16 protein-coding genes are annotated in these 11,679 nt (G+C 37.7%); 5 read left to right on the top strand and 11 right to left on the bottom strand.

The features are described from left to right. Nucleotides 1-22 precede the first annotated feature (22 nt). Both FG383_RS15395 and FG383_RS15390 read right to left on the bottom strand, forming a co-directional pair. A complete protein-coding gene (locus FG383_RS15395) occupies nt 23-268 on the bottom strand; it encodes a hypothetical protein (RefSeq protein WP_142608278.1) in 246 nt (81 codons plus the stop codon). A gap of 59 nt (nt 269-327) precedes the next feature. Then, the gene (locus FG383_RS15390) at nt 328-1,830 is read right to left on the bottom strand and encodes a leucyl aminopeptidase (protein ID WP_142608277.1); all 1,503 of its coding nucleotides are present in this window, start codon (nt 1,828-1,830) and stop codon (nt 328-330) included. 122 nt (nt 1,831-1,952) lie between these two features. On the opposite strand from FG383_RS15390, the gene FG383_RS15385 reads away from it, so the two are divergent. Further along, the gene (locus FG383_RS15385; protein ID WP_185907970.1) at nt 1,953-2,429 is read left to right on the top strand and encodes a divergent PAP2 family protein; all 477 of its coding nucleotides are present in this window, start codon (nt 1,953-1,955) and stop codon (nt 2,427-2,429) included. Between the two features lie 31 nt (nt 2,430-2,460). On the opposite strand, the gene FG383_RS15380 is transcribed toward FG383_RS15385, so the two are convergent. The 5 genes from FG383_RS15380 to FG383_RS15365 form a co-directional block, all read right to left on the bottom strand. Further along, a complete protein-coding gene (locus FG383_RS15380) occupies nt 2,461-2,784 on the bottom strand; it encodes a YuiB family protein (protein ID WP_142608276.1) in 324 nt (107 codons plus the stop codon). Nucleotides 2,785-2,879: 95 nt separating this feature from the next. After that, nucleotides 2,880-3,005: a YuiA family protein gene (locus FG383_RS21000; RefSeq protein WP_185907969.1), complete on the bottom strand. Its 126-nt coding sequence runs from the start codon at nt 3,003-3,005 to the stop codon at nt 2,880-2,882. A gap of 841 nt (nt 3,006-3,846) precedes the next feature. Then, on the bottom strand, nt 3,847-4,341 hold the full coding sequence (locus tag FG383_RS15375; protein WP_142608275.1) for an NUDIX domain-containing protein: 495 nt from the start codon (nt 4,339-4,341) through the stop codon (nt 3,847-3,849). 68 nt (nt 4,342-4,409) lie between these two features. Then, on the bottom strand, nt 4,410-5,621 hold the full coding sequence (locus FG383_RS15370) for an NAD(P)/FAD-dependent oxidoreductase (RefSeq protein WP_142608274.1): 1,212 nt from the start codon (nt 5,619-5,621) through the stop codon (nt 4,410-4,412). A gap of 232 nt (nt 5,622-5,853) precedes the next feature. Next, a complete protein-coding gene (locus tag FG383_RS15365) occupies nt 5,854-6,216 on the bottom strand; it encodes a HesB/IscA family protein (RefSeq protein WP_142608273.1) in 363 nt (120 codons plus the stop codon). A 169-nt stretch (nt 6,217-6,385) separates the two neighbouring features. On the opposite strand from FG383_RS15365, the gene FG383_RS15360 reads away from it, so the two are divergent. Then, nucleotides 6,386-7,081: a DUF2225 domain-containing protein gene (locus tag FG383_RS15360; RefSeq protein WP_142608272.1), complete on the top strand. Its 696-nt coding sequence runs from the start codon at nt 6,386-6,388 to the stop codon at nt 7,079-7,081. 176 nt (nt 7,082-7,257) lie between these two features. On the opposite strand, the gene FG383_RS15355 is transcribed toward FG383_RS15360, so the two are convergent. Beyond that, complete coding sequence (locus FG383_RS15355; protein WP_142608271.1) at nt 7,258-7,491, bottom strand: NifU family protein; 234 nt, start codon at nt 7,489-7,491, stop codon at nt 7,258-7,260. A gap of 83 nt (nt 7,492-7,574) precedes the next feature. Here FG383_RS15355 and FG383_RS15350 point away from each other — a divergent pair, with 83 nt between their 5' ends. Further along, a complete protein-coding gene (locus FG383_RS15350; protein ID WP_142608306.1) occupies nt 7,575-7,910 on the top strand; it encodes a YuzD family protein in 336 nt (111 codons plus the stop codon). 50 nt (nt 7,911-7,960) lie between these two features. Here FG383_RS15350 and FG383_RS15345 read toward each other — a convergent pair whose 3' ends face one another. Beyond that, on the bottom strand, nt 7,961-9,028 hold the full coding sequence (locus FG383_RS15345) for an NAD(P)/FAD-dependent oxidoreductase (protein ID WP_142608270.1): 1,068 nt from the start codon (nt 9,026-9,028) through the stop codon (nt 7,961-7,963). A 127-nt stretch (nt 9,029-9,155) separates the two neighbouring features. On the opposite strand from FG383_RS15345, the gene FG383_RS15340 reads away from it, so the two are divergent. After that, nucleotides 9,156-9,392, top strand: coding sequence for a YuzB family protein (locus tag FG383_RS15340; RefSeq protein ID WP_142608269.1), 237 nt, complete (start codon nt 9,156-9,158; stop codon nt 9,390-9,392). 19 nt (nt 9,393-9,411) lie between these two features. Here the strand turns inward: FG383_RS15340 and FG383_RS15335 are convergent, their stop codons facing one another. After that, a complete protein-coding gene (locus FG383_RS15335; RefSeq protein WP_142608268.1) occupies nt 9,412-10,176 on the bottom strand; it encodes a TIGR01457 family HAD-type hydrolase in 765 nt (254 codons plus the stop codon). Further along, on the bottom strand, nt 10,163-10,624 hold the full coding sequence (locus FG383_RS15330; RefSeq protein WP_142608267.1) for a DUF86 domain-containing protein: 462 nt from the start codon (nt 10,622-10,624) through the stop codon (nt 10,163-10,165). The genes FG383_RS15335 and FG383_RS15330 overlap by 14 nt, the downstream gene beginning before the upstream one ends. A gap of 85 nt (nt 10,625-10,709) precedes the next feature. Between FG383_RS15330 and FG383_RS15325 the strand changes: the two genes are divergently transcribed. Next, on the top strand, nt 10,710-10,976 hold the full coding sequence (locus FG383_RS15325; RefSeq protein ID WP_093269763.1) for a DUF3055 domain-containing protein: 267 nt from the start codon (nt 10,710-10,712) through the stop codon (nt 10,974-10,976). The last annotated feature ends 703 nt before the right edge of the window (nt 10,977-11,679 follow it).

The following is an 11,679-nucleotide window of genomic DNA, read 5'->3' as shown; positions in this document are numbered from 1 at the left end:
GTTGCAAAAGCTTTTATTTTTATTAATAACCGCCGTAATATGGATAATAAGGGTAATATGGATATGGTTGGTATGGTGGATATGGTGGATAATATGGATATCTGTTGTTACCGTATCCTCCAAATGAAGAACCTAAAAGACCTCCGACTAAGCCTCCTATAAACGGACCACCAAAACCGCCAAATCCAAAACCAGGGCCTCTAAAGCCTCCATAGCCACCACCGCCAAAGCCACCGCCTCCAAAGCCACCTCGATTATATCGTACCATGCTGTTCCTCCTTTCCCCACAGTGTATGCGGTTTGGGAGTAATAGGCTGTGCGTTTTCCCTACTCTTCGTCAGCCATTCGCTCGATTAATGTAGCAAGAGTTCGTACCATAACACCAGTACCGCCTTTTGGCCCAAAGTCATATGCAGCTCTCGTATCAGAAGTACCAGCAATATCTAAATGAATCCATGGCGTGTCTTCTACAAACTCCCCTACAAATCCTCCACCGAAAATCATATGACCATCGCTGCCTGGTGAGTTGTTTAAATCCGCTACATCGCTTTTACGAATACGTTTTTTATCATTTTCCGTTAAAGGTAATCTCCATGTAAATTCCCCTGTTTCAAGAGAAGATTCCATGAAAGTCTCGAAAAATTCTTCATTATTTGTAAGCGCCCCTGTTTTATCATATCCTAGTGCCGTAATAACCCCACCAGTTAATGTTGCAACATCCACGATATAATTAGCACCTTGTTGTTTAGCATACGTTACAGCATCTGCTAGCACTAAACGACCTTCTGCATCTGTATTTAATATTTCAATCGTTTTCCCACTCATGGAAGTAATAACATCATCTGGTTTGAAAGCATTTCCAGAAATCATATTATCAGTTGAAGCAATGACTGCAATGACGTTTTTGTTTGGACGCAGCTCCCCAATGATTTGCATTGCGCCTAAAACGGCTGCTGCTCCACCCATATCGCCTTTCATGCCGACAATACCTGTTTTCGTTTTAATCGAGTAACCACCCGTATCAAATGTAATACCTTTTCCTACAAGTGCAACAACATCTTCCCATTTTTCTGTTGCTTGGTATTTTAATACGATTAATCTTGGTTCTTCGACAGATCCTTGGTTGACCGCAAGTAAAGCACCCATCCCAAGTTCTTCAATTTCTTTTTTACCTAAGATTTCTGTTTCAAAACCATATGAATTACCAAGTTCTCTCGCATATTCTCCTAATTGTGTTGATGTTAGAACATTGCCTGGAGTGTTAACTAAAATTCTTGCTTCATTTACTGCATCCGCATAAATAGTCCCAACTTCAAAATAAGATACGATTTCGTCACTATCCTCATCTGTTAAAAGTTCAATGGCTGGTAAGTAATAATCCGGAACATTGGAGGAAGTTTTATATCCTTCATATTTAAACGAACCCATTCCAAGCCCTTCAGCGGCTAAGTAAGCTACATCTATATCCGAAATAGATTCTGTACTAAAGGAAGGAACCCAAATTGCTAAAGACTCTGGTTTGCTAGCTAACAATTCTTTTCCCACGAGACCGAATACTTCGCGAATATTTTCTTGTGTTAATTGTTTACGTTCACCAATTCCTACAAAAAGAATTCTTTTCACAACATCATTATTTGCTACGGGAACTTTTACAATCTTTTTAAGTTCGGAAGAAATATCCCCACTTTTGACCCATTCTGCAATATGCTCTCCAAAATTTTTTAAAAATGCTTCCCATTTACTTGTGTTTTCAGCATGTTTAGAGACAGCGACAACCAGTGTTTCAGATTGAATTTCTTCAAATAATACGTCATTTGTACTAATAATCATTATTTTTCCCCCTACTCATTCAGATACACTCTTATTATATAGGATGAAGATTCATTTTTCGAACTGTATGAATGTGTTATACTGTTCTTACTTATAGTTTTTAACGAAAGGCGGTGTCTACTTTGGCAATCCTCCAAAACACACCATTAATGGCTGCACTTTTTTCTATTTTCTTTGCTCAATTTGTAAAGATTCCTATTCATTATTTGATGACGCGACAATTGGATTGGAAACTCTTTACATCTACTGGTGGAATGCCTAGTTCTCACTCAGCTGCTGTAACTTCACTTTGTACGGCAATTGCTTATGAAACGGGAATCGATTCTCCTCTATTTGCGGTTGCAACTGTATTTGCGGTTATTGTTATGTTTGATGCAACTGGTGTTCGTTTCCAAGCAGGTAAACAAGCGCTGATCATCAATCAAATGCGTGCTGATTTTCAAAACTTTGTTGCTCAAACGAAAGAATGGTCTCACATGAAAAATGAAGAGAAAATTGAAGAGTTGAAAACATTATTAGGTCACAAACCGATTGAAGTATTTATGGGTGCCCTAACTGGAATTGCGATTTCGATCATTATTTATACGACGATTGTATGAAAAAAGGATGACTCAACAATGAGTCATCCTTTTAAAACATTTGATATCCATTTTTTCTTAAGTATTTAATAACAAACCCAGCTGCAATTGCCCCTACAAGTCCACTAGACAAAATAATAATGTCTGCAGCATACAATGACACTAATTTATCTCCAAGCGCAGAGAAAGCAAATCCTGGCTTTGTAAAATAATCAAAAAAAGCAACTTCATCAATTATAAATACGACAACAATTGGATAAAGAATTGCCATAAACCATGTCATTCTAAGTAACATATTTATTAAAAAAGCGATTCCAAAAAACATGACAAAAAATATGAGCACTGAAATGATCATTTGAACGAGCATAAAATCCATATTCTCTTACCTCCGTAGTATCTTTTACTAGTTTACCTTAACGGAGGGGAGTATTCAATGCACTTATGTTTTTTCACCTATTTGTCATAAACGGTTTATTTTTTCCCTGATCCATTGCAACAATTACAAGTTTCTGAACCACCTAAGCGTAATTGAAAATAGCCTTCCCCTTTGCAATACGGACAATTTCTATTCACTACTTCTTGTTTCACTTTATCCATCCCAACAGCTCCTTGTTCATTAATTTAATATTCTGATAATATAACATATATTAAATAATTTGTAAATAAAAAACTTGCCACATTAAAAGGGAAGTTCACAATATAGGGAAAGTGCGTCGTAGTGAGCTCTATAAACAGGCCGCTATATTCCGCCGGCGAGTGACGAGCCGCTACGTCGCTAACGCCCTTGCAGAGTCTCACACCCACCTGCAAAATTCCAAAGTTATGTCGTTATTAATTAATAACTTCCAAAGAATGGCTAAGGGCAATCAAAAAGCTATTGAAAGCAACTAATTTCAGTACGAAAGCAACTAAAATCAGCAGGAGAGCAACCAAATTGCCGATGAAAGCAACTAATTTCTTACAATAGCAAGTTTACTTGGATTGAGACGACCATGATTTCGACCTATTATAGGAATAATAGGTCGAAGAGCCCGCCGAACTCGCCTGGCCGGCATCTACTCGACTGGTTTGTCGTGTTCAAAGGCGGGATTGTCGCGTTAGCAGTGTATATTATCTCGTTCAACAACTTATTGTTAATTTCGGACACTGATAAGTTCGTATTTTCCTTTGATTATCGCTGCAGGCGTCGACTCCTGCCGAGGGCAACAGGATGTTGGTCACGAAGGCGTTGCCACACGATGTGGCGCTCTTAGCCTTTGTTCCGCTGGTAGGCAAATGAGACATCCCAACGTACGCCTAAGGGCGGCGGGGATGGCTCATCGCTCACCCGGCGGAAAGCGTACGACTGCAGCGAAAATCACAGCGGTCACTACCACACAGTATCCCTATATTACGCTCCATTCAAAAAGTCAAACACTAATATTGTATTGTGGCTTGCTTACTTAATGAATAGTTTATAACTCGTATAACCAAAGACGTCCCCTGGATTTATACCGTCAAGTGTGTTAAACCCATCCTCAAACTTCTTTTCTGCTAATTCATGTATCATAACGGAAGCATCTGCATCATGCAATAACTTAGATGGATGTATCCATTTCACTTCATATAGCTCCGATAATTGTGCTTGAAGGATAGGATCTTTTTCGATAGGTTGAAGTAAAAAAATCGCCATATTATCACTAATCTTATTTTGGATAACACCACTTCTAAAACCAATCATATGTTGTACTAGACAATCTACCCCCGTCTCTTCCTTCACTTCTCTAAGAACCGCTCTATCTACTGTTTCATCTTTCTCAACAAACCCTGCTGGAAGTGACCACCGACCATGAAGCCCGCCGTATCTTTTTTTCACAACGAGCCATTCACCCATCTCGTTAATAACTAAACCAGCTACCCCTAGCCATACACTTCCCCGATCTTCTCTAGCCATGTAAAAACCATCCCCTTTAAAAAAAACTCCCACTTTTAATACAGTGGGAGTTGCTAATTTTTTATATATTATAAACTAAATTTACCTTTTTTCACTACTAGTGGAACTCCACCGATCATATAAAGTGCGCGATTATCGATCACTTTTTTCATGATGGAAGCTTTAGTTCCAGTAAGTTTTCTACCCATTACATCCCCAATTGCATCATGCTCTCCAAGTGAACATACTGTTCCTTTTAAAGCAGGTACAAACTCTTCTGTATCTTTGCCCTTCATCAGTGCAACGATATTTTTTGCTATAGTTACAGCTTGTTGCATAGCAATTTGTGCAGTAGGAGGATATGGACGGTTAACCTCTTCATTGATCATAAGCGCACAGTCTCCAACGATGAATACATCTGGGAATCCAGGAGCACGCATGTCTTTTTCTACTTTAACACGGGCACGCATATTTTCAATACCTGAAGATTCGATTAAGCGATTTCCACGAACTCCAGCTGCCCATACAACAGTACCAGCTGTGATGAATTCGAATTCGTCTTCACCTTTTTTAATTTTAACGCCTTCTGGAGTAGCTTCTACTACTGGTGTTCCAATAGAGAATTCAATTCCTTTTGACTCTAGTCGTCTTACAGCGTACTCTACTAATTCAGGATCAAAACCTGGAAGTACCATTGGAGCAGCTTCCACACATACTACACGAACTTTTTCTTTTGGTACGTCGTATTCTTTGCATAGTTCAGGGATGCGGTTTCCTAATTCACCTAAAAACTCGATACCAGAAAATCCTGCTCCACCTACAACGATTGTTAAACGTGTATCATCTTGCACATCATCCGTTGTCCAGTTAGCAAATTGATATTCAATATGATCACGAATATGACGAGCAGCATTTACGTTAGCAATAGAAAGTGCATACTTGTCTAAGCCAGGGATTCCGAAAGTTTCCCCTTCAAAGCCTAAACCAATTACTAGGTAGTCATATGTATACTCACCAGCACTTGTTGCAACTTTTTTTGTATTTACATCGATAGCATCAACTGTAGCTTTCACAAATGTTACTTTGCTTGCATTAATGACATCTTTTACATCGTAACGAACTTGATCTGGACGTAATGTACCTGCAGAAGCTTCATGCAACCAAGTAGACTCATAATGGTAATCATTTTTATTTACAAGAATTATATCTGCTTCATCTGTTCCTACTAATTTCTGAAGGTTCACTACAGTAGATAATCCACCGTAACCTGCACCTAATACTAGAATTGTTGGTCTTTTCAAGAAAATCGCAACCACCTTTTATATAATTTTAGAAGACCTTTATGACACAAATTATTCGTCATACTAACGTTTCCTTTTGTCTAATTTGCGACAAAAACCTCTTATCTCTTATATTAGCCCTTTTATCAGGCTATTTCAATACATTGTTAGTGGAAAGAAAAGTTTCTAATTTACAGACAACTAATATAAAAGAGAACATTTCCTAACATAAGAAAATGTTCTCTCGTTCTTATTAACAAGTCTCCGGTGTACCTGCTTTTTTAGCTGTTCTAAACGAAGAACCACATCCGCAAGATGCGATGGCATTCGGATTATCGATGGTAAATCCGCCACCCATTAAAGATTCTTTATAATCTATTGTCGTTCCATTTAATATCGAAGCGTCCTCTTGTGATACGACAATATCAATTCCATGTTGGCCGAGCTCTATATCATCTTCCTTTTTTTCATGTTCAAAACTCATCCCATAAGAAAGACCGCTACATCCACCACCATTTACCGAAACGCGAAGCATAGACCCTTCTTCACCGTTGTGCGTCATCATTTCTTTTACGCGGTAAGCTGCCGCTTCAGATATAATCACTATTTCTGTCATCTGAATCACCATTCCTTCCTTTTGTATATCATATCAGTGTTTTTACTATCTAGACAAGGAAAACTACTTGGATAGATTTTACCCAATATCAATTTATTTTATTTCGCTTTCAAGAGAATAATCAAGTATAATAGAACTAGGGGTAAAATGCTTGAAAAGAGGTTTTTTTATGGAAATTTCTCCATATTATCAAAAAAGTATTGAATGCTTGCATTGTAAAAAACAATTTAAAACGACTAAAGTCCGATCTAAATTTGTCAAAGTAGAATCTTATGCTTCTGACTTTCAACCTAATTATCAAAACAAAGAAATAAATCCTTTACTCTACAATATATTCGTTTGTGAACATTGCGGTGTTTCCTTTACAGAAGAGTTTTCCAAATACTTTGCTCCAGGCGTTAAAGATGAGCTCCAAGAAAAGATTGCAAACAAATGGGTTCCACGTTCATATGGAAACGAAAGAAGTATAGAAGAAGGCATTAACGCCTACAAACTAGGCATTTTTTGCGGGATAATAAAAAAAGAGAAATTCATCAACATTGCTGGATTGGCACTACGTACTGCTTGGCTGTACCGACTGCAACAAAAACACGCGGATGAACGCCGCTTCATCGAAATAGCAAGAAATCGCTATGAAGACTCTTATTCCTACGGAGATTTTAGTGGAACACAAATGTCTGAAACAAGAGTGGTCTACTTAATAGCGGAGTTATCTAGAAGAATTGGCGATGTGGAATACGCAACACGTTACTTTTCAAAAGTAATTGAAAAACAAAGTACATCTCTAGAGCCTAAAATTGTAGAGATGGCAAAAGATCGTTGGCAAGAAATACGAGATAGTAAAGAAAAAGAAGCCCAATATTAAGGCTTCTTTTTAAATATATTCTAATCAAATACGCCTTGGCGTATTTGCTCCTGCGCAAGCTCGTCGCAGAAAACAGTGCGCCCAGATTTTTATCGAGCTTGCTCGATAAAAATCTGTGGCATCCGCCGGAGGCTTTAACTTCATACAGCAGGGTTTTTAAGCCCTGCTATATGAAGTTAAAATACTTGTTCTACTTCTACTACTCCAGGTACTTCTTCTAAAAGAGCGCGTTCAATACCTGCTTTTAATGTAATTGTAGAACTTGGGCAAGTCCCACAAGCTCCAAGAAGGCGTAGTTTTACAATACCGTCTTCCACGTCTACAAGCTCACAGTCTCCCCCATCACGTAGTAAAAATGGGCGCAATTTATCTAAAACTTCTTGAACTTGTTCATTAATTGTATCAGTCATATCTATCGACTCCTTTCATTATAATCATTATAATATCAGTAAGGGAAAAAATCCAATAAAGAATTCGAAGGAGCTAAACAATGATGAAACCCCAAGCGTTAAATATAGAAATTTATGGAGCGGATATAGTATGCGCAAGTTGTGTAAATGCACCGTCCTCCAAGGATACATACGAATGGCTTCAAGCTGCAATCGACCGTAAATTTCCAGCAAACGAAGTTACATTTACGTATATTGATATCGAGCAGCCAATTGAGAATGAGAAACAACAAGATATCGCAAACCGAATCGCAGAGGACGAATTTTTCTACCCACTTGTTATGATCAATGAAGAAGTGATCGGTGAAGGCTATATTCAACTTAAACCAGTATATGCTGCACTAGAGAAATATGGGTACGTAAGCGAAAAAGAAGGATAATTTAAAATAACTTCGAAACGGCGTCGTAACGTCGCTTCGAAGTATTTTGATCATCCATTATGTCTCTTATACATCCACAGCAATCCCGATTTCATCAGCCTTGCTATGCGACCTGTTACCGAAATATCCGCCATGTACGCAAACCCTTGTTTCTTCCCAAGTGATCCCATAAAACCTTTTAACTTAATGTCTGGCATTTTGTCAGGTAGCGGTAGACCTCTCCATCGAGCTTGCAATACTTTCACAATTTGCTCCGCTTGTTCTTCCGCTAATTGGGCACTTGGTGCGAAAGGAAGCGACGCACAGTCCCCAACAACGAAGACATTCTCATAACTTGGCAAATCATGATATTGCGTTAAAATAACTCGACCAGAATTATCTTTTTCACCTGGTAATGCACGAACTGTTGCTGCTGGTTGAATACCCGCTGTCCATACAACTACATCTACGGGAATAACCTCTTCATGATTATACAATTTGTTTGGTTCTACTTTTGTAATATTGGAATTACTTACCACTTCTACATCATTCGAATCAAACCATTTTTGCACATAATTACTCAATCGTTCTGGAAAATCTCTTAAAATACGTGGACTACGATCGAATAATTTAATTCTTAAATCTGGACGACTCTCTCGCAGCTCACTAGCTAACTCTATCCCACTTAACCCTGCTCCTACAATACCAACGATCGATCCGGCAGGAAGTCCGCCAATTTTTGTATATGTATCGCGAGATCGTCCAATCGTTTGAATACTATACGTAAATTCATCCGCACCAGGTACTGCATGATACTTATCTTCACAACCCAATCCAATTACAAGATCATCATAAGCAATCGCTTGTCCATCTGCTAACAATACTTGTTTACCATCTACGTCAATTTCGGTAATTTCACCATACTTAATCGTTAACTTATCACTTTCTGGAAATCCAACTCGAACTTCATGATCAGAGGATGTCCCTGCTGCTAATGCATAAAATTCGGTTTTCAAACTATGAAATGGTGTTCGGTCTACTAAGGTGATTTCTACATCAAGTGGTAAATTATTCGGCAATATGCGCGATAAAATTCGCATATTCCCATATCCTCCACCTAATAACACTAATTTTCGCATAATAATCTCCCTCAACTTTCAATGTCATCTCAAATTATAATTGATTGTGATGCTTTTCACAAGAGAGCTTCTAAATTGACGGATGGCGAAAAAAGGAGTAGCATGACGATGTAGTGAGGTGACAGCTATGAATCCAATGGTTGAATTTTGTATAAGCAACCTTGCAAATGGTTCTCAAGAAGCTTTTGACATTTTAGAACAAGATCCTAACTTAGATGTACTTGAATATGGCTGCCTCAGTCATTGTTCATTATGCTCCGAAACGTTACTCGCTATCGTTAATGGAGATGTTGTCGAAGGGGATTCTCCAGATGATCTTGTGAAAAAAATATATGCATACATTGAAGAAAATCCGCTATTTTAACAGTGGATTTTCTTCTTTTCTACTTGATCCATTCATGTAATGACTCTAAATAATACGTAGGTTGTTCGGATTGCATTTGAACTTCCTCCGTTCGATTTACCCCGCTGTTCACATGCGCTGTATGAATACCCATATGAATACCTGTTAATATATCGGTTTGATAATTATCTCCAATCATAATCATCTCTTCTTTTTTATACCCATATTTCTTTTGAATAAACTCCAGCATAAATGATTGGGGTTTTCCCATATAAATTGGCTCTACACCAGTGGAATGCTCTACTAGTTTTGTAAAAGCACCATTTCCCGGTACTAATCCTCTTTCATTTGGAAATGCATGATCACTATTTGTCGAGATAAACGCAGCTCCTGCACGGATAGAAATACATGCAGTCGCAAGTTTTTCATAATTAATCGCAAGGTCGATCCCCATCACTACTACATCCGCAATATCTTCGGTTCGCTTAACTTGTTTAGCGTCAAGTGCATCTTGTAAACCACTTTCCCCAATCATAAATACCGATTTCCCTGGAAAATGTTCTTCGATATAATTCGCAGCCGCTATAGCAGAAGAAATAATATGGTCTGTATCTGTATGAATATCCATCCTTGCAATTTTTTCTTGCAATTGTTTCTGGGTCATCGACGAATTATTCGTTACAAAAAAAGGTTCAATACCATTACTTTGTAAATAATGAATAAAATCCACCGCTTCTTTAATAGGTGTTTTCCCTCTATATACCGTTCCGTCCAGATCTAAAAAATAGGCTTTATAATTTAACATCAGAATCCTCCGGTAAAAAAGCAGAGACTGGTCCCAGTTCATTCACCAAGTAGCTTTCTACTTTTCCTGGAAATTTATTCAAATAAGATAAATTGGCTAAAAGAATGTTTTCTAACTTTTTATGATCTACTGCATAAAATTGACGTACTAGCTCTTTTCTAAACTCAATTACTTCTTTTAATGGAGCATCCATTTCGGGTGGAATAACTTTTTCATCCGTTAAAATATCGATAATATCATCATAGCCACCAGGATCGCGCATAATAAAACCATCAATCATGGAATTTCCTACATCAATAATGGATTCAATCAAATTTTGCCCTATACGTTCTAAAGCTAATTTAGATAGTTCATCTGCATGCCAATCTGTTTTACCGTCTATTAATGTTAATAACTTATTCATATGCGCGATAGTCTCAGCAATTTTTTTTCGATCTACAAAATACATTGGAAAGCCTCCCGAGTCATGTTCAGTTGATATATACCTCTATTCTATAGTACCATAATTCGTAGTAAGGAAGGAGTGTCACTGGATGGAGCGATTTTTTTTATATGATGATGTGGAAGATACAAAAACGAGATTCGTTGGTTTCACAGGAGATTCACAAAGATATGATTTAGCTATTTTACAAAGCTCTCGTTTTTTCGGAAAAGTGCTTGTAATGGATATTCAATATGGAAGAGCAGCAATACTCGGACCGGATGATTTAGAAGAACCAGGCTATTTAGAGCATGTCTACAATAGAACAGAAGTAGAAGCAGAAGAACTAAGAGATTACTTAAGAGAATTACTAAACTAAGAAAAGCTTAGCAGTGCTTTAAGTACATAACCTGCTTTGTATCGTTTCTGGAGGTCTTTGGACATACTTATTACTATATCATTACCGATTGATTTTTAAGATAGGCTGGTTGTGACTGACGTCACAACCAGCCTATCTTTTCTCTGTAACCCTATTGCGTTTGTCTGTCAGTCGACCACCTTCAACAGTACGAATAAGATTAAAATCTTTTTGGATAATAAGTGAAAAGATGCTTTCTAATTCATAAAAGAAGCACCCGAAGATGCAATTTCGGGTGCCCAAGTAGCTTCTCTATAAAGTACATGCTAACTATTTTTTGGGCATATACTCTTTTACAAGTAAGAGAATTACCAAACTGAGAAAAGCATAGCAGCCTTTTCTCAATGCAAATAGTTACTTTAGACAAAATGAAAAAGGAATTACTGAGCATTTCGTAATATAGGGTTAACGCATTTTAAGATGTGTCGGCTAGCCTTCACGCTTGCCACACCTTGCATTAAAGCTACAGCAATTGTATCCGCTTTACTAAACAAGATCATATAGTTCAAAAAATTATGCACAACCTTTACAAAAATGCGTCTCTATCATCGTCGTCTCAATCCAAGTAAACTTAATTGGTTTCCCTAAACCATTTACTGGATGCACGCAATTAAAAAACTGGCCAATATTTTGTTTGTTAGCGGATCCGCTTTGATAAGTATGC

The organism is Psychrobacillus soli, from assembly GCF_006861775.1.
Taxonomy (GTDB): Bacteria; Bacillota; Bacilli; order Bacillales_A; family Planococcaceae; genus Psychrobacillus; species Psychrobacillus soli.
Note: the sequence above shows the minus strand (reverse complement) of the source record. Positions and strands in the feature narration are given on the sequence as shown.